Source organism: Nostoc sp. (assembly GCF_036917315.1).
Lineage (GTDB): Bacteria > Cyanobacteriota > Cyanobacteriia > Cyanobacteriales > Nostocaceae > Nostoc.
Genome location: NZ_JBALDR010000002.1, coordinates 239,708 through 257,443, shown reverse-complemented (window position 1 = coordinate 257,443; position 17,736 = coordinate 239,708). Strand labels below are relative to the sequence as shown.

General features: G+C 41.9%; 15 protein-coding genes and 1 pseudogene. 11 read left to right on the top strand and 5 right to left on the bottom strand.

Translation table 11 applies throughout. The features are described 5' to 3' along the window. The first annotated feature begins 113 nt into the window (after positions 1-113). Complete coding sequence (locus tag V7K84_RS01805) at positions 114-773, top strand: acetoacetate decarboxylase family protein (protein WP_334835799.1); 660 nt, start codon at positions 114-116, stop codon at positions 771-773. Positions 774-1,050: 277 nt separating this feature from the next. On the opposite strand, the gene V7K84_RS01800 is transcribed toward V7K84_RS01805, so the two are convergent. Continuing rightward, positions 1,051-2,931 (bottom strand): ABC transporter ATP-binding protein, encoded by a 1,881-nt coding sequence (locus tag V7K84_RS01800; protein WP_334835797.1) that lies wholly within the window; start codon positions 2,929-2,931, stop codon positions 1,051-1,053. A 667-nt stretch (positions 2,932-3,598) separates the two neighbouring features. Between V7K84_RS01800 and V7K84_RS01795 the strand changes: the two genes are divergently transcribed. The 4 genes and pseudogenes from V7K84_RS01795 to V7K84_RS01780 all read left to right on the top strand — a co-directional run bounded on the left by V7K84_RS01795 (position 3,599) and on the right by V7K84_RS01780 (position 8,249). After that, positions 3,599-5,179 (top strand): group II intron reverse transcriptase/maturase, encoded by a 1,581-nt coding sequence (locus tag V7K84_RS01795; protein ID WP_334835794.1) that lies wholly within the window; start codon positions 3,599-3,601, stop codon positions 5,177-5,179. Between the two features lie 252 nt (positions 5,180-5,431). Beyond that, positions 5,432-5,557 (top strand): annotated as a pseudogene (locus V7K84_RS01790) (ATP-binding protein); the annotation flags it as partial. A 459-nt stretch (positions 5,558-6,016) separates the two neighbouring features. Further along, on the top strand, positions 6,017-7,039 hold the full coding sequence (locus tag V7K84_RS01785; RefSeq protein ID WP_334835791.1) for a tetratricopeptide repeat protein: 1,023 nt from the start codon (positions 6,017-6,019) through the stop codon (positions 7,037-7,039). Positions 7,040-7,217: 178 nt separating this feature from the next. Beyond that, entirely contained in the window at positions 7,218-8,249 is a 1,032-nt protein-coding gene (locus V7K84_RS01780) for a zinc-dependent alcohol dehydrogenase family protein (protein WP_334835789.1), read from the top strand. Between the two features lie 187 nt (positions 8,250-8,436). Here V7K84_RS01780 and V7K84_RS01775 read toward each other — a convergent pair whose 3' ends face one another. Both V7K84_RS01775 and V7K84_RS01770 read right to left on the bottom strand, forming a co-directional pair. Further along, the gene (locus V7K84_RS01775) at positions 8,437-9,108 is read right to left on the bottom strand and encodes a glutathione S-transferase family protein (protein ID WP_334835787.1); all 672 of its coding nucleotides are present in this window, start codon (positions 9,106-9,108) and stop codon (positions 8,437-8,439) included. A 410-nt stretch (positions 9,109-9,518) separates the two neighbouring features. Next, positions 9,519-10,556 carry an NADP(H)-dependent aldo-keto reductase gene (locus V7K84_RS01770; protein WP_334835785.1) on the bottom strand — a complete coding sequence of 346 codons (1,038 nt, stop codon included), beginning with the start codon at positions 10,554-10,556 and terminating at the stop codon, positions 9,519-9,521. Positions 10,557-10,971: 415 nt separating this feature from the next. Between V7K84_RS01770 and V7K84_RS01765 the strand changes: the two genes are divergently transcribed. The 6 genes from V7K84_RS01765 (at position 10,972) to V7K84_RS01740 (ending at position 15,313) form a co-directional block, all read left to right on the top strand. Continuing rightward, complete coding sequence (locus tag V7K84_RS01765) at positions 10,972-11,166, top strand: hypothetical protein (protein ID WP_334835783.1); 195 nt, start codon at positions 10,972-10,974, stop codon at positions 11,164-11,166. 218 nt (positions 11,167-11,384) lie between these two features. Further along, positions 11,385-12,122: a Crp/Fnr family transcriptional regulator gene (locus V7K84_RS01760; RefSeq protein ID WP_334835781.1), complete on the top strand. Its 738-nt coding sequence runs from the start codon at positions 11,385-11,387 to the stop codon at positions 12,120-12,122. Between the two features lie 187 nt (positions 12,123-12,309). Further along, positions 12,310-13,056, top strand: coding sequence for a Crp/Fnr family transcriptional regulator (locus tag V7K84_RS01755; protein WP_334835779.1), 747 nt, complete (start codon positions 12,310-12,312; stop codon positions 13,054-13,056). 80 nt (positions 13,057-13,136) lie between these two features. Continuing rightward, positions 13,137-13,847 (top strand): Crp/Fnr family transcriptional regulator, encoded by a 711-nt coding sequence (locus V7K84_RS01750; protein WP_334835777.1) that lies wholly within the window; start codon positions 13,137-13,139, stop codon positions 13,845-13,847. Positions 13,848-14,041: 194 nt separating this feature from the next. Further along, positions 14,042-14,461 (top strand): response regulator, encoded by a 420-nt coding sequence (locus V7K84_RS01745; RefSeq protein ID WP_334835775.1) that lies wholly within the window; start codon positions 14,042-14,044, stop codon positions 14,459-14,461. 261 nt (positions 14,462-14,722) lie between these two features. Further along, positions 14,723-15,313: a peptidoglycan-binding protein gene (locus V7K84_RS01740; RefSeq protein WP_334835773.1), complete on the top strand. Its 591-nt coding sequence runs from the start codon at positions 14,723-14,725 to the stop codon at positions 15,311-15,313. 121 nt (positions 15,314-15,434) lie between these two features. Here the strand turns inward: V7K84_RS01740 and wecB are convergent, their stop codons facing one another. Continuing rightward, positions 15,435-16,547: a non-hydrolyzing UDP-N-acetylglucosamine 2-epimerase gene (wecB, locus tag V7K84_RS01735; RefSeq protein ID WP_334835771.1), complete on the bottom strand. Its 1,113-nt coding sequence runs from the start codon at positions 16,545-16,547 to the stop codon at positions 15,435-15,437. Positions 16,548-16,963: 416 nt separating this feature from the next. Then, entirely contained in the window at positions 16,964-17,335 is a 372-nt protein-coding gene (locus tag V7K84_RS01730; RefSeq protein WP_094349008.1) for a hypothetical protein, read from the bottom strand. Between the last annotated feature and the right edge of the window lie 401 nt (positions 17,336-17,736).

Genomic DNA, 17,736 nt, shown 5'->3' with positions numbered 1-17,736 from the left:
GAAGATTGTTTTGTTCGACCTCATATTACCCACTCAGGCAAATGCCTGAGTGGGGATTTTTTTTTAGGAGTTAGGGGTTAGGAATTAGGTATATAAAGTCCGGTTAATCTCTTATGCCATATCCACAAGCACCTTGGACACTTCAAGGCTATGCTATCCAAACTCTGCATTTGGTAAATATTGACCAAGTGCGCCCTTTGATTCCCTTAGAGTTAGAAATTATTTCTGTATGGCCTGGTAAAACCCTCGCTAGCGTGTATTTATCTAATTACGGGTCAGGCTCGGTACTGGAGTATAGTGAGTTAATTGTTGTCCCAGCTTTGATTAATTACCAGAGGAAAATCGGCGCTTGGGTTTCCCATATTTATGTAGATAATGCTGATTCGATGGCTGGCGGTCGAGAAATTTGGGCACTACCAAAGGAACTAGCTAAGTTTACCTGGGAACAAGGAAAGTATGTTAGTGTGCATCAGGGAAATCAGAGATTGTGTAGTCTTAACTATAATCAACAAAGCTTGGCATGGAGACAGTGGTTAAGTGCTTCTGCTTTCAGCGCCAAGGGTGCTGATTTGCTGATATTCCCAGCTGAATTTGAGTCTGTGTTGGGTTTGATTGGTTCTAAGTTAGAAATCCCCGCTGAAAGTCCTTTTTCTGGAATAGGTTTAGGTCAGCCTTGGTTAACTGTGCGTTGTGAGCAGATGAGTTTGCAGGTTGATGCGCCAAAAGTGGTAGGTCAGATGGGTATCAATAACTTCTCGGTTAGGCATTTTTAATTCGGAATCAGGTTTTGGGAAAAGTGAAAAGGTTAAGGGTTAAAGGTTTTTGCTTTCCTCTTTGCCCTTAACCGAAATAAATTATTGAGAAATTTATACCAATTCAATTAATGATTGCAACACATCCTTGGGTAAAGACGCGATGAATCGCGTCTCTACAAATGGTCTATTTGTCGCATTCTTTTTTCAAACGCACTTTCAAGAACAGCATCATTTTAGGCAATGCCTGCGGCGAATGTAGCGATCGCTATTTTCCACCTTGGGATTATAAAATATACTAACTTCCCAACATCTGCAAGTTATGTAAAGTGGCATAAAGCCCTCCTTGTTGCAGTAGTTGCTCGTGACTTCCCTGTTCGATTAATTCGCCACGCTTGAGAACAAAAATCCGGTCTACATTACGAATCGTAGACAAGCGGTGAGCGATAATAATGGCGGTACGTCTGAGCAAAAGCTGGTTTAATGCCTCTTGAACTGAAGCTTCTGTACCAACATCTAAACTAGCGGTAGCCTCATCTAGTACCAAAATTTGCGGATTGCGAATGGCAGCCCGCGCAAAGGCTAAAAGTTGCTTTTGACCACTAGAAATATTTGTGCCCCGTTCTCGAAGTTGAGTATCATAACCTTGGGGTAATTCTTCTATAAACTGGGCAATGTTGGTTTCTTCGGCTGCTTGTTGAATCTGTTCAATGGTGTAGCCATCTCCTAAAGAAATGTTGCTTTTAACATCGCCAGCAAACAAAAAGCCTTCTTGTAAAATTACTGCCATGTAGCGCCGCAGTTCTGCTTGTGGTACTTCCCGAATATCGACGCCATCTATGAGAATGCGTCCTTGGGTGGGTTCGTAGAGGCGGCACAAAAGACGGATAATGGAAGTTTTACCTGCACCAGTGGGGCCGACTAATGCCACTTTTTCACCAGGGTGAATGGTGAAATCTAAGTCTTTAATTACGTAATCATCATTTTTGTAAGCAAACCAGACGCGATCGAAACGAATCTCTCCCAATTCTGGGGGGGAAGTGAGGTCTGGGGATTCTAGATTTGCTAGGATTTCGTCTATGTAGCCAAATTTCGCATCAAATATTGAGAAGCGAACATTGGCGCGATCGCGAATTTCTATCGGTTCGTCTAATATATCCCCTACGCGTTCAATGGCAGTGAAACCAGCTTGAATTACTGTAAATTTTTCGGCAAAAGCCCTTAAAGGGTCAAATAATCGCTGGGCATACAATATAAATGTCGATAAAGTCCCGAAAGTCAAGTTTTTTTCAAACAGCAACCAACCACCCACGCACAAAACACCTGCGATCGCAATCAGTCCAATCCATTCTAAGGTTGCGGAAACAAATGAATCATAAAAGATGGTTTTATCCATTTGCTGAGTGTAGTGGCTGTTCGTCGCACGAAACAATTCGGCATTAAATTTTTCTCTACGGAACAACTGTACGACGTTAATACCAAGCACATTTTCTTGTAGCTGTGAATTCAGGGTCGAAAGTTCTTCTCGCCCTTTGTAATTGGCTTTGCGGTACTGTTTTTGAATGTAAACAATTACCCAGCTAGTCGGTAACAGCATCAATACCAGCAAGCAAGAAAGTTGCCACTGGATGGAAAACATTAAACCCAAAGTCACCAGCATTAAAAACAAATCGGATATAATGCCAACCGCCCCAGTCGAAAAGACATCGCCTAACACTTCTACATCGCTGGTGATTCTGGTAATTAATTTACCTACAGGTGTGCGGTCAAAAAAGCGCACTGCTAGAGATGTTACATGCTGAAATAAGTCTTGGCGAATTGCTGCGGTGATTTGTTGTCCTAGCTTTTGGACTATATAACCTTGAAAACCTGTCAACATCAATTGGATGGCGATCGCAATTACCAATAATCCCTCTAGGATATTCAGCCCTTGCGAGAAGGGACGATTCCTGAAAAATTCGTAAGTGCTTGGTTCATGACGAATCAGAGAGATTACTTGCCCAATCAAGAAAGGTTGTACGGCATTAGCTAGTGCGATCGGTACGAGTAGGCACATCGACAGCGCCAGTAGCCGTCCGTTACGACGGGCATAGGGCACCAAACGCAAAAATAACCGCCAGTCATTTTCACGCCGACGATCTGGTGTATAAGATTTTTTCAGAGATTGGTAGATGCTCATAGTAAGAGCATTATATTAATGTTTGGAAAAAAACACGCTTGTTTAAAGTAGTGTTTATTTTTCTACTCTGATACCATGCCTGAGATAGAAACTGCAAGATTACTACTAGTGCGATTCGTTGATTAGTGAATCACGGTAATCAGTCCGTACATAACTAACCCAGCCCGTCAGCAGATTACTGACACTAAAGGCTGAACTCTCGGATTGATGCAGGTGCAAGTCCTGTCATTCAGACTCAGAATTGACTCCTTATCTGCCCACACTGACCAGACTCGGTTTCTGGAGGGTGAAGCTGGGAACAGGGCGCAATCAGACGACCGTTGCGGGTTGACACTGGCGCTAACAGGGAGTTCCTATGATGAAACAGAGCCTAAAAAAGCGACTTAAGTCTAGACAGGGCGCAACACAAAAATCCCTGACCTCACTGGAATTAATTCCCGCCGTTCTGAGTTGAAAAACGGTAAGAGTCTAGGGAATCCAGCAGTCGAATTGGCTACATCTAACGGAACAATCAATCTCTCCGAGGGAACGAATAAAAACGAGTTGTGGGTCTAGGGGCTTTTCGTTCCCCAAGTAGCCCAGACGAGCGGAGGAATCCCCACAATTCGGGTAGGACAGACCGTAATTGGTCTGAGGTGTTCAGAATACACAAACTCTAGAAGAGAAAATGATTAGACACAGTGTAAAAACTAGTGAATCTTGGAGAGCTTTACCGTGGAAGAAATTCCGCCGAAATCTTTTCCGCCTTCAAAAGCGCGTGTACAAAGCTGTTCAAGTTGGCGACAAGCGGAAAGCTAGGTTTCTCCAAAAGCTTATTCTAAAATCCACCTCGGCTCGATTTCTTGCAATTAGACTTGTATCTCAGCTAAATGCTGGCAAAAAAACGGCGGGTATTGATGGTAAGAAATCCCTCTCATTTGAAGAACGCTTCAACCTTGAAGAACTACTGAAAATGAATAGTGGAAATTGGAAGCATCAAGGACTACGGGAAATCCCCCTCCCCAAAAAGGATGGGACTACCAGAATGCTAAAAATACCAACCATCGCGGATAGAGCTTGGCAATGCCTTGCAAAATATGCACTCGAACCAGTACACGAAGCAACATTCCACGCCAGGAGTTATGGGTTCAGAACTGGGCGCTCTGCCCATGATGCACAAAAGTACATCTTTGACAACCTATGCTCACAAAGCAACGGAATAGATAAAAGAGTTATAGAACTCGATATCGAGAAGTGCTTCGACAGGATTAACCACTCAGCAATAATGGACGAACTCATCGCCCCCAAAGGCTTAAAACTCGGTATCTTCCGATGCCTTAAGGCTGGAGTCAACCCAGAGTTCCCGGAACAGGGAACACCCCAAGGAGGAGTGGTCAGTCCAATACTTGCCAATATTGCACTCAACGGGATTGAGAGTATACACAGATACCACACCGAATACAAATACGGTAAAAGGATCACAAACAACACCGCAAAAAATAGAATTGTCGAGCCATCAATCCGATACGCGGATGACATGGTTATTATACTCCGACCCGAAGATGATGCGACAGAGATACTTGAAAGAATCAGCGAGTTCCTCCGCAAACGCGGAATGAATGTAAGCCAAAAGAAAACCAAAGTTACCGCTACGACAGATGGGTTTGATTTCCTCGGCTGGCACTTTAAAATCCAGAAAAACGGAAAGTTTAGATGTACTCCTTCAACGGACAATTTCAAAGCACTCCGTAAGAAAGTAAAACACATCGTTAACAACTCGAATTATGGTGCTACCACAAAGGCTGAGAAATTAGCCCCGATAGTTAGAGGCTGGAGGAATTACCATAAGTTCTGCAAGATGGACGGGTCTAGAAACTCGTTATACCACATTCAAAAAAGAGCTTACACGGTATTCAACAAGGAAACCAAGCAAACCCGCCACTCTAGCAAGAAATTACTAGATAAAGCATTCCCAGCAGTTCCTTACTCCGAAAATAAACACGTCATGGTTAAAGGAACCAAATCCCCCTATGACGGAGATATAGCCTACTGGAGCGAACGTAACAGTAAGCTCTATTCTGGCGAATCCTCTACTGCTCTTAAGAAGCAAAACCATAGATGTGCTTCCTGCGGCTTAAAATTCATCGATGAAGAAAGGGTTCACCTGCATCACATCGACGGAAATCATGCCAACTGGAAGAAAAATAATCTTGAAGCAATTCATGAGAGTTGCCACGATTACAAACACATGAGCAAAAGCACAAGCTAAGAACATCGGGAGCCGTGTACACGGAAACGGGTACGCACGGATCTAACTGAGAGGTGCGGGGAATAATATCCCCCATCGACTCAAACAGACCCGATATTCCTCAAGATTTGGATGATTCCCTTTACATTTTGCAATCTTAAAACTATCAGTCCCCTACCCAGAAATGTTGCCACTGTTTAATTTAATTTGGTGGCTCAAAACGATTCACAACCGCAGCCCACAGAATTATTGGCGAACCAACTCCTAAACATAAGGACTTTTAGTCTTCAGGGTGCGCTAACTGGGTTACAGCACAAAGGCTTGATTTATAATGCCGATCCAGGTTATCAACTGGCATTGCCTTTACTGGCCTTGTGGTTGCGGCAACAGTTGAGTTGAAAATAGCGATTTAACAACAAAATTTCCGACTTTTGAAATAAATCGGGAATCGGAGGGCGGACTGCTATGCATAGGTGTCAACTTAACGCTAAACCCGCTTGGTGACAACGTTTTGCCCTCACCCCCAGCCCCTCTCCCATCCGTGAGAGGGGAGCTAGACATTCAATTCCCCTTCTCCCAAGGGAGAAGGAGTTAGGGGATGAGGGCGTGAGGGATTTGCAAAATGCCTGTCCTATATAGTTTTCGGCTTAAGTTGACAGCAATGACTGCTATCCGCTCCTAAAGTATTTGTATTAATTGCTTCATAAATATTCATGTAAGTATGAAAAAATAGCATACTTATCTGTTTACGTCTTATATCTAAAGATAGAAGATTGAGGTTAAAATTTGGGAAACCTAAGAGGGGTTCATTCCCAAGAGATGTTCTACCTACTTATCGCAGAATGCAACTGAGGTCAGATGACGCAACCTTTAAATCAAGTCAAAGAATGGGAACAACGTCGCGATCAAGCAAACCGCTACTACCAACGGGGGAAATTTCAAGAGTCTCTCGATCTTGCAACCAAAAATTTACACTTGGCTAGAGCAATCCCAGACCGAGCCAGAGAAGGTTATACATTAAACGACTTGGGTTTAGCTCACCTCAGTTGCTGGCAACCTCAAAAAGCATTAGAGCGTTTTCATCAGGCGCTTTCGGTTGCTGTTGAAATTGGCAACGCGCCAGCAGAGGCCACTGCACTTAGCAATCTGGGTTCTACCTACAGCCGTCTTGGACGCTTTTCGCAAGCGTTGGAATATTTTGACAAAGCACTGCCAATCTTTAGGCGATCGCAAGATACTCAAAGTGAAGTTTCTACTCTTAATGATGTCGCACTAATTTATACCCGTTTAGGAGAACCAAAACGGGCACTGTTGCTACAACACCAAATTTTGAGGATGCGGCGATTGTTAGGTGACTTTTCTGGTGAAGCAACAACGCTCAATGGCATTGGATTTGCCTACAATGTCTTAGGCAAGTTTGAGCAAGCGCTAGAATTTTTTCAAGCAGCACTGCCAATTCAACGAGCTGTGAAGAGTTTGCTTGGAGAAGCAACTACCTTAAACAATATTGCTTCTGTATATCATGATTTAGGACAACCAAAACAAGCGCTATTGCTCTACTATCAAGTTCTTTTGACACGTCGAGCAATCAGCGATCGCTCTGGTGAAGCAACAACCCTTCACAACATTGGTTTTACCTACAGCACCCTGGCAGAACATCGCCAAGCAATGAAGTTCTACAAGCAAGCCATTGTGATTTATCAAGAACTGGGCGATAATCTCGGAGAAATTTCAACTTTGCTAAATATGGGAAGCGTTTACGCCACCACGAAACGCAAAAAAATGGCGCGATCGTGCTACCAAAATGCCCAAGAGTTAGCAGAGCAAATTGAATATCAGCCACTTTTAGAAAAAGTACAGCAGTTCATAGATTCTCTGTAGCGTCCAGTTCCCCTTCCTCCCAATATGGGAGAAGGGATTAGGGGATGAGGGCAACCCTACTAGTGAAATTAAATATGCGTTATGCAGAACCCTTGTAGAGATGTAGCAACTGCTACGTCTCTAGATTCTTTTTTACCCTAGCTACAATACCAAAGTTGTAGCTAGAAGAAAGACATCTGTGAAAGCTTACGAAATTCAAAGCAACGCCGGAATTGATGCCCTGGCATTAGTCGATCGCCCCCAAGCAAAACCCGCAGCTGGACAAGTTCTGATTCAAGTGAAGGCAACATCTTTAAATTATCGCGATTTGCTTGTCATTGAAGGAGCTTACGGTTCTGGACAGAAATATCCCTTAATTCCCATGTCTGACGGTGCGGGAGAAGTTGTAGCGGTGGGGGAAGGTGTGACACGGGTAAAAATAGGCGATCGCGTCGCTGGTATTTTCTTCCAAGACTGGATTTATGGCTCTTTAACCAAAGAGAAAATGAAATCCGATCTCGGAGGCGGTATCGATGGAATGCTGGCTGAGTATGTCTTATTACACCATGATGGTTTAGTGATATTACCTGACTACCTATCCTATATTGAAGGCGCAACTTTACCCTGTGCAGCAGTCACAGCTTGGCACGCACTGGTGACAAAAGGCAATATTGGCGCAGGTGATAGTGTTTTATTACTCGGTACTGGAGGAGTTTCAATTTTTGCTCTCCAGTTTGCCAAGATACATGGTGCTAGAGCGATTATTACTTCTAGCAGTGATGAAAAGTTGGCACGAGCCAAACAGCTTGGTGCTGACGAGACAATCAACTACAAAACAACACCAGATTGGGAAAAGCAAGTTTATCAATTAACCAATCGCACGGGTGTAGATGGTGTAGTTGAGGTAGGCGGTGCAGGTACTCTGCCAAAATCGTTACAAGCAGTCCGCATTGGGGGACGTATTAGTTTGATTGGCGTATTGTCAGGTAGAGGAAATAAAATTGACCCCATGCCAATACTTTTTAAGAGTTTAACAGTTCAGGGAATTTATGTTGGCAGTCGGGAAATGTTTGAGGCGATGAATCAGGCGATGCAGCAGCATCAAATCAAACCGATTATCGATCGAGTTTTCCCCTTCAATGAAGCACGAGAGGCTTATCATTACCTCAAAAGCGCGGCTCACTTCGGTAAAGTCGTAATGACGCTCGCGGACTCGCTAACGCTACGCTAACGTAATTCGTAATTTTAAAAAGTTTAATTCTATGTTTCAACTGGGGTTTGAATTCCCAGTTGAAACATAGTTATACCAATTGGAAAAAACAATGCGACAAATAGACCATTTGTAGAGACGCGATTCATCGCGTCTTTACCCAAGGATGTGTTGCAATCATTAATTGAATTGGTATTATGAATTACGTTTAAACAGCAGCGAGAGTAGGCGCAGCAAATTTAGCATATCGCTCGATGTAGAATTCTTTAGAGTGAGCGATCGCTTTCACAGATTCACGCTCTTTCAAAGCATGTTTCCACTGGCGTAGACGAGTAAATTGCTCTGGTATTCCAAAGCCACGATACTGCTTTAGTGCAGCCCAGCGCTCAAACCAAGGAAAATAGGTAAAATCGACCAAACTGATAGATTCACCAAACCAGTAAGGGCCTTCTCCAGATAGCTTTGCTAAACCTTCGTTTTCAATGAATTCCAGATGTTTATATAGTTCCTGTTTCGCTTCTTCTTGTTTTTCTGGATCTGAACTCCGCAGCAGCGTAGAAAAAGCGGGAACGAATCTGGTGTTAGCAAAATCGATCCAAATACGAGCTTGTGCCCTATCAATGGGGTTGCTGGGTAACAATGGTGGATTGGGAAATACCTCATCGAGATATTCGTTAATTACTGCTGACTCCCAAACTCGGTTATCGTCATGAGTTAGTGCAGGAACTTTACCATAAGGAGAAACTTTGGTAAACCCTTCAGGCTTATTCTGCAAATCAATCTCAATCAAATCGAAGTCAATGCCTTTCTCTTGGAGTACCAAGCGGGTACGGTGAGCATAAGGACAAACAACTGCACTGTATACTTTAATTTCAGCCATGTTTAAGTTCCTTGGTAAATAGGACTTGTTAATCGCCATTGGGAATTGAATTTTCATCCAAAATCCCAAATCTTAAATTGTTAGTGTCGCAAAATCTTGTTGAAGCGAACGTAGCGTGAAAAATTATCGACACTAAGCAAACTTTTAATAATCAGAAGCTCGTAGTAAGGACTTTAGTGCTTAGAAAATAAGGACTTTAGTCCTTACTACAAACTTGCCTTGACTCGTTTCTGAACAATTCACACTCACTACTCAGCCCTCAGCACTCACTACTCATAACCTGGATTTCTCACAAGTGAGAAATCCAAGGGGTGTGGGAGGATGGGGAAGAAGTCTTACCCCCCACACTCCCCACACTCCCCACACTCCTCTTCCCCTGAAGCCTATGCGTGAGAAATCCGGGATAACTCTTATGGTGCTGGGTTTGGCGACTGAGCATGAACTATATCCAACTCTTCCAAAATGTCTTTGTCGAGAACTACATTCAGACTTTCTAAATTCTCTTTAAGTTGTTCCAATGTGGTAGCACCAATAATAGTGCTAGGCACAAACCAACGACTCCGCACAAATGCTAAGGCTAGATGCGCTGGACTTAGTTGATGGCGCTTGGCAATTTCTACATAAGCTGATACAGCTTGACTGACTTTCGGTTTCAGATAGCGCTGACCAAAATTTTCAAACAAAGTGACTCTGGCTTTCTCTGGTTTGCCGTTTAGATATTTCCCAGTCAAGAAGCCAAATGCTAAAGGACTATAAGCTAGTAACCCAATTTCTTCGTGATAAACTGCTTCTGCTAAGGCTCCATCAAATACTCGATTCAATAAGTTGTAAGCATTTTGAATGGAAACAACTTTGGGCAATCCTAATTGTTTAGCAGCATTACTAAACTGGGCAACTCCCCAAGGTGTTTCGTTACTCAAACCGATATAGCGAATTTTACCAGCCTTAATTACATCGTCAAAAACTGCCAGTTGTTCAGCAATGGGAACCGTTTCTCCCACCTGAGTCGGATCGAACACTGTTTGTCCAAATCGTGGCACGTAGCGATCTGGCCAGTGAATTTGATACAGATCGATATAGTCTGTCTGTAATCTTTTTAAACTATCATCTACAGCTTGTTTGATATTATCACGATCGATTGCTTTGGCTCCTCCACGTACCCATTTAAAGCCTCGGCCGGGGCCAGCAATTTTAGTAGCTAAAATAACTCGATCTCTTTGTTGACGTTTTAACCATTCCCCAATGTAAGTTTCTGTTAATCCATAAGTTTCGCCACTTGTTGGGACAGGGTACATCTCTGCTGCATCAATAAAATTGACTCCTTGGACAATAGCATAATCTAGTTGCTCATGGGCTTCTTCAATAGTATTTTGCTGTCCATAAGTCATAGTACTCAGACAAATTTCAGAAACTTTTAAGTCACTCTTGCCAAGTTGGTTATACTTCATCTTTCTGCGTTGTTATTCAGTCAATTTAACAGTGATATTTTTATTGGAGATTTTGCATTTTGTCAAGCGCATTATTATTTTTTAAGTAAATTAGCTTCAAACAATACTGGATTTGGCACTAAGCCAATATAAATTTTTCAGAGAAAATATTATTTATACTACTGTAAATCAGTAGATAAAAAGTAGTTAATGTATATAGCTGTTTATTATTGCACAGATGAACCAAATAAGTGAGTTAGTTTTGGGTCATCAAAATTTTAAATATGTAGTCGAAAATACTTGCTTTTATTGAGTATTTGTGAAATGGACTGCTTTAGACTGAGTACATAGTACAATAAATCGGTATGCTTACCGTAGTATTTTAAAAATCTTAAGATTCTTCTAGAATAAAGTCTTAATAAATATTCATATTAATATGATTATTTCTAAGTACCTTCTTTTTAAGACAGTTAAAATATACCAAGATCGGTTGGGAGAGCTAAAAACATTTGGTAGCAATGAAAAAGATTTAGGTTTTAATGACTTGTATAATCAGGAATTTTTTGCTGCGATCGCTGACAACGATGCTCATGTCTATAGCAATATGATTAGCGAATATAATTTTATTTAATTTATGCGATCGCAAATGTAATTAAGTTAATTTCGTTGGATTTTTTGTTATTATAAACAACTCATTTAGTGATATCATAAACATGAGTATAAAAACCTCAATCTCTTACTAAAACTTTTTTAGGGAATACACCTTTTGACATTAAGGCTAGACTCTGGATTTTCTCCTTATGCCGTGAGTTGTCTTTTCTAGAGACGGCTATATTTAGGAAAATCCCAATGTCATTAGATAGAAATATCGTTGAGAAACCAGCAAACAAGCTGCTGGCAGCTTTGCCAGCCAGTGATTATGAACGCCTTGTGCCCCATCTAAAGCTAGTTTCGCTCTCAAATCGGCAAATACTCCACGATGCAGGCGAAGCGATCGCACACGTCTATTTTCCTAATAAAGCAGTGGTTTCTATAATCACCACTATGGAAGATGGCTCGACTGTAGAAGCTGGTTTAATAAGCAATGAAGGTATGGTGGGTATCCCAGTAATTTTAGGAGACAACATCACAACCACAACAGCATTAGTGCAGGTTCCAGACAGTGCTATGCAGATGGATGCAAATATATTCAAAAGCGAGTTTAATCGGGGTACAGCCCTTCAAAGCCTGTTGCTGCGCTACGTGCAAGGTGTATACACTCAAATAGCACAAGGATCTGCCTGCAACCGTCTTCATAAGCTAGAGAGGCGGCTGGCTCGCTGGCTGCTAACAGTTTCCGATCGTCTTGAATCAGAAAAATTTCCCCTCACGCAAGAATTTATTTCACAGATGCTGGGTGTACGTCGTGCTGGTGTCACCGAAGCAGCGAACATCCTAAGCGAAGCTGGAATCATCACCTACCACCGCGGTCAGATTAACATCCTGAATCGACAGGCTTTAGAAAAAACCTCTTGCGAATGTTATCAGATTATAGAAGATGAATATGTCCGTTTATTGGGCAATAAGCCCAATAAACGGAAAAAATAATTTTTTTTGAGCCTCTATGTACGATACCGCACAGACTTGAAGAAATGTGTTCATTTAAGATTTTTTAGATTGTCCCCGTGTTTCTTTAGGAATACACCTTTTGACATTAGGATCAGATCCTTAATCCTTTCCTTGTGCCCTGAGTTGGCTTTTCTAAAGTCATCTACCTTAAGGAGAGTGACTTCTAATGTCATTAGATAAAAACCTCTTTCAGCAACGACCAAATAAGCTGTTGGCAGCTTTGCCAGATAGTGATTATCAGCGTCTTTTCCCCTATTTAAAACTAGTTCCGCTCCAAGTTCAGCAAATTCTTTACGAAGCAGCCGAACCCATCACACAGGTATATTTTCCTGATAAAGCAATGGTTTCTATAGTCACCACTATGGAAGATGGCTCAACGGCGGAAGTTGGGATAGTAAGCAATGAAGGCATGGTGGGTATCCCGGTAATTTTAGGAGACAACACCACAACCACAACAGCCTTTGTGCAGATTTCGGGTGCTGCTATGCAAATCAATGCAGATGTATTGAGAGCCGAGTTCAATCGGGGCGGAGCTATTCAAAGCGTGCTGCTGCGCTATGTACAAGCTGTATACTCTGAACTAGCTCAAGGTGCTGCCTGCAACCGTCTCCATACCCTAGAGGAACGGCTGGCTCGCTGGCTACTGACAGTTTCTGAGCGTCTTGAATCAGAAGATTTTCCACTGACGCACGAATTTATCTCCCAGATGCTAGGTGTACGTCGTTCCGGTGTGACAGTAGCGGCTAGCACCCTCAGCCGAGCCGGAATGATTACCTACCAACGCGGTCATATTAGCATCCTGAACCGAGAGGATTTAGAAGCAACTTCCTGTGAGTGTTATCAAGTTATACAAAAGGAATTTGCTCGGTTACTGGGCTTCATGCCCAGTAACCGAGCCAGAAAATTTTTTTGAGTTAGATGTGCGAAACCGAACCGACTCGCAAAAATAACTTGATTTAAAATATTATGAGCAAATTTCTCTTTTAATGTTCAGTGAGCGACAACATTATTAGGCCGCAAGTAAATAGGTTACTTGCGGCTTTGCCAACCAGTGATTATGAGCGTCTTATTCCGCACCTAAAGTTAGTTTCGCTTCCCACTCGGCAAGTTCTTTACGAACCAGGAGAACCCATCACACACGTCTATTTTCCCCAAAACGCAGTGGTTTCTATAGTCACTATTATGGAAGATGGTTCGACGGTGGAAGTTGGGATAGTGAGCAATGAAGGTATGGTCGGTATCCCAGTAATTTTAGGAGGCAACACAACAACCACAAAAGCGTTTGTCCAAGTTGCGGGCGCTGGAATGCAGATGGATGCAGATATATTTAGAACCGAGTTCAATCGGGGCGGAGCTATTCAAAAGCTGCTGCTGCGCTATATACGAGCTATATATACCGAACTAACACAATCATGTGCGTGCAACCGTCTTCATACCCTAGAAGAACGGCTAGCTCGTTGGCTGCTCACAGTCTCTGACCGTTTTGAATCAGATGATTTTCCGCTCACGCAAGAATTTATCGCTCAGATGCTGGGTGTACGACGCTCCGGTGTGACAGTAGCGGCTAGCACCCTGAGTCGAGCCGGAATGATTCGCTACCAACGCGGTCAAATTAGCATTCTGAATCGAGAGGATTTGGAAGCAACTTCCTGCGAGTGTTATCGAGTTATCCAAAAAGAATTTACTCGGTTGCTAGGGAATTAGCCAAGGCGCGTAGGCGTAGCCCGTCGTAGACATCGCCAATGAACAATATTAAGTTACTATGTCCGAAACCGGACAGACACTTGTTAATTAGTTCCTTTAAGATTTAGTAAAGTATGCATCAAATAGCATTTACAAATAGTGGCTTTTAATGTAATTCCTACTTCAAGTCTTTGAACTAAGGAGCCGTGAGAATAATGTCTAATCAATCGATATCTTGTCAAGGTCTGCGATTGCTGGTTGTTGATGATGACGCTGATACGAGAATATTACTTACTTTCCTTTTTGAATTAGAGGGAGCAGAAGTGATTGCAGTTGCTTCAGCAGATGAGGCTCTAAAAAGAATGTCATCTTTTAAACCAGACATCTTAATTAGTGACATTTGCTTACCCAATGAAGATGGCTGCTCACTACTCTTGAAGGTCAAAAATTTGGAAGCAAAGCGGGGTAGAAAAATTCCAGCGATCGCTCTGACGGCATCGACTTTCGAGGACGATCGTAAACGTGCATTATTAGCAGGTTATGATATATACCAACGCAAGCCAATAGACTTAGATGAGTTAACTTCTATGGTTGCTAGCTTAGTTGGAATCGAACAATACGTTTGTCATATTTAGATGTAACCAGGGACAAGCCATTAAGTAAAAAAGCTTTAACTAAATTTTATTTATTTTCAAAATGCGATGTCTACAACGAGTTAGCTCGTGCTAGACATCGTATTTTTTCAGGAATCTTTTGACTAATTTTATTTTTTATTAATTTCGCTATCAATAAAAAACTTTTAAAGCACAGTGATATAAAATATACTAAGAATAAATACAGAGAACGACCAAGTAATTCTCTGCGAGTACTTATTTTTTCATATCAAGGAGTGCATTATGGAATATCTTGCTTATTCCCAGATGTTTATTGCTCAAGAAGAGGCATCTGGAAACACTAATTATCATCTTCCTCAACCTCAATTCAATTGGAAAAAACTGCTTAAATCTTCGGCTTGGTTAGCTTTAGCTGGTGTCGGTGTATTATTTGCTGCTGTAACCCAAATTCAAGTGAGTTCGGCTGCCTATGTAAAGACTAACGGCAGTTGTTTACGTGTCCGTTCCGGCCCAAGCAGCAACTACTCATATGTGGATTGTGTACCAAATGGCGCAACACTTCCAGCAATTGAACGATATGAAAACGGTTTTGCCAGACTTTCTACTGGTAGATACGTTTTTGCCCGATGGATTGGTGATAGACCCAGCAATCGTCCTGTGACTAAACCCGGTGGGGTTGGCGGTTCGGTGATTCTTACCCCTGGTTCAAAAGGTCAGCTCGTCAGAGACCTGCAAACTGCTTTAGGTAATCTTAGAATTGATGGAATTTACGGTCAAGAAACTGTTAGCCGAGTCCGAAGCTTTCAGCAAAGCAAAGGTCTACTTGTAGATGGTGTTGTAGGCCCCGAAACTCGATCGGCTCTGGGTATTTAGCCAGAAGTCAGCCTTGGAAAATCTCGTGGTTTGGTAAATATTGTCAAACTAGTTTTGAGGGTTTGTAGTAAGGACTTTAGTGCTTGAGAAATAAGGACTAAAGTCCTTACTACAAACTTCCTTATCCATGAATGTAATTTTGTACAATCTGCAAAATGCGCTCTGCTGCATGACCATCCCCAAAGGGATTGATTGCGTTTGCCATCGCTTCATAAGCATCTGAGTCACTGAGTAACTCAGCCGCGGCTGCAACAATGTTCTCAGTCGTAGTGCCAACAAGTTTGGCTGTACCAGCTACCACAGCCTCTGGTCTTTCGGTAGTGTCTCTCAAAACTAGTACTGGTTTTCCCAAGCTGGGGGCTTCTTCTTGCAAGCCACCAGAGTCAGTGAGCAAAAGATGCGATCGCCCAATTGCTGCCACCAATTCGCCATAATCTAGAGGATCTGTCAAGAAAATCCGGGGATGATTCCCTAAAAGTTCCTGCAATGGGACTCGCACTGTCGGATTGCGGTGCAATGGTAAGAGCAAAGCTGTATCAGGAAACTTGTCTAAGATTTGTAAAAAACCCTGAGCGATCGCTAACAAAGGTTCTCCCCAATTCTCCCGACGATGAACTGTTGCTAACAAAACCCGATATGATTCCCAGTTTAATCCTGGGACATTGCAAACTACCTGGGTTGCAGCGACATTTAACAATGCATCAATTACCGTATTACCCGTCATGTGAATTTCACCCAAAACACCAGAACGATGCAAATTTTCTACAGCCCAAGGAGTTGGCGCAAAGTGCAACTGAGTAATTTGAGAGATCAATCGCCGATTAGCTTCTTCTGGGTAAGGATTGAAAATATCATCAGTTCTTAACCCTGCTTCTACATGGCCTATAGGAATTTTTTGATAAAAAGCTGCTAAAGCTGCGGCAAAAGCAGTGGTAGTATCTCCCTGCACGATTACGAAATCTGGCTTTTCCGCCTTAAATAATGCTTCTAATCCTTGTAAACTACGGCAAGTAATATCATTTAGAGATTGCTGAACCTGCATAATTTCCAAGTTATAGTCCGACTTGATATTAAACAGTTGCATAACTTGCTCAACCATCTCTCGATGCTGTCCAGTTAGAATTACTTGCAACTGAAATTCTGAAGACTTTTGGAAAACCTGAATCACTGGAGCGAGTTTAATCGCTTCCGGCCGAGTACCTAAGATAATGCAAACGCGTTTTTGATTAGTCATTAGTCATCTGTAATTTACCATCTATAGTCAATCGTCTATAGTCAATGGTCTATGGTCAATAGTCGGCGGTCAATCCTCACATAAACCATAAATATTAATGGATAAATCACACAAGATATAAAAAAAACCGGCTTAACCGGGCAAATGCATTGTTTGTCTAATTAACCTGTAATGACTATTTAAGAGGATGTCTGAGAAGTATTAAATATTTGTTGATCCCCCCTAACTCCCCTTAAAAAATGGGGGATAAGAGTCTTAAAGTCCCCCTTAAAAAGGGTGATTTAGGGGGATCTCCAATGGCTAGGTGTATACAAAAAAACTTTTCAGACATCCTCTAAAATTTCAAATTATAAAAACCATGAAAAAACCCGGCTTAACCGGGCAGACGCACTGTTTGTCTAATTAACCTGTAATAACTATTTAATCTCACAAGTTAGAGGGCAAGCAGCGTAAACAGTAGCCTGCATTTGGTCTGCCTCTCCATGCAGCCAGCTTAACCATTTAACTTCACTAGGATGAACTCCCTTAACAGTTAGCACACCCGCAGCCAATACAACTGCCATGACATTAAACATTATTAGAGCGCCTGCTACAAGCAAAACCGCACTAACAGGCATCACAGATTGCAAGATAATCGACAACAGACATCCGACCGTAGCCATCAAGACAACTAGTGGAAAACCCACAACCAACAAACAGACTGCTAATGTAAAAGTCCATATTAAAAAGCTTTTAATCATCAACAAGGAGTAGGTCTTTCCTTGATTAGAGCTTTGAGCAGAAACCATGACTTTTCCTCCCAAAATACACAACAGATTTTAATTTCAGTCATATCTCGCTTTTTGCGAGTAAGCTGAATTGTTCTTCAGTGAAATTCAGTATATAAAAACTAATTGGGAAAATGAGCATTTGTTTACTAAAGTTTACAGTTAATTTTTCGTAATTATGAATATAAACTCAACTTTCTATCTATTAAAAAAACTTGTTTACTGCATCTACCTTCAGGTATATAACCTAAAAGGTATGAGCTTTTAACCTTGATCCCCACGATATCACTCCTATTCAACTTAACATTTCTTATAAAAATTAGTAGTTTTTCTCATAATTACTAGACGGGCTGAATAAATGAACTGCTAGTATTTGTACTGTTAATTGCTGGCAATTCGTGCCCATGCCTGGGATAAATTTC

Excerpts from the sequence above, each read along its gene's own strand:
- V7K84_RS01765 (WP_334835783.1), top strand. The coding sequence starts at position 10,972 with ATGATTATTTCTAAGTACCTTCTTTTTAAGACAGTTAAAATATACCAA.
- V7K84_RS01775 (WP_334835787.1), bottom strand. The coding sequence starts at position 9,108 with ATGGCTGAAATTAAAGTATACAGTGCAGTTGTTTGTCCTTATGCTCAC.
- V7K84_RS01760 (WP_334835781.1), top strand. The coding sequence starts at position 11,385 with ATGTCATTAGATAGAAATATCGTTGAGAAACCAGCAAACAAGCTGCTG.
- V7K84_RS01730 (WP_094349008.1), bottom strand. The coding sequence starts at position 17,335 with ATGGTTTCTGCTCAAAGCTCTAATCAAGGAAAGACCTACTCCTTGTTG.
- wecB (WP_334835771.1), bottom strand. The coding sequence starts at position 16,547 with ATGACTAATCAAAAACGCGTTTGCATTATCTTAGGTACTCGGCCGGAA.
- V7K84_RS01755 (WP_334835779.1), top strand. The coding sequence starts at position 12,310 with ATGTCATTAGATAAAAACCTCTTTCAGCAACGACCAAATAAGCTGTTG.
- V7K84_RS01795 (WP_334835794.1), top strand. The coding sequence starts at position 3,599 with ATGATTAGACACAGTGTAAAAACTAGTGAATCTTGGAGAGCTTTACCG.
- V7K84_RS01770 (WP_334835785.1), bottom strand. The coding sequence starts at position 10,556 with ATGAAGTATAACCAACTTGGCAAGAGTGACTTAAAAGTTTCTGAAATT.
- V7K84_RS01785 (WP_334835791.1), top strand. The coding sequence starts at position 6,017 with ATGACGCAACCTTTAAATCAAGTCAAAGAATGGGAACAACGTCGCGAT.
- V7K84_RS01800 (WP_334835797.1), bottom strand. The coding sequence starts at position 2,931 with ATGAGCATCTACCAATCTCTGAAAAAATCTTATACACCAGATCGTCGG.
- V7K84_RS01805 (WP_334835799.1), top strand. The coding sequence starts at position 114 with ATGCCATATCCACAAGCACCTTGGACACTTCAAGGCTATGCTATCCAA.
- V7K84_RS01740 (WP_334835773.1), top strand. The coding sequence starts at position 14,723 with ATGGAATATCTTGCTTATTCCCAGATGTTTATTGCTCAAGAAGAGGCA.
- V7K84_RS01745 (WP_334835775.1), top strand. The coding sequence starts at position 14,042 with ATGTCTAATCAATCGATATCTTGTCAAGGTCTGCGATTGCTGGTTGTT.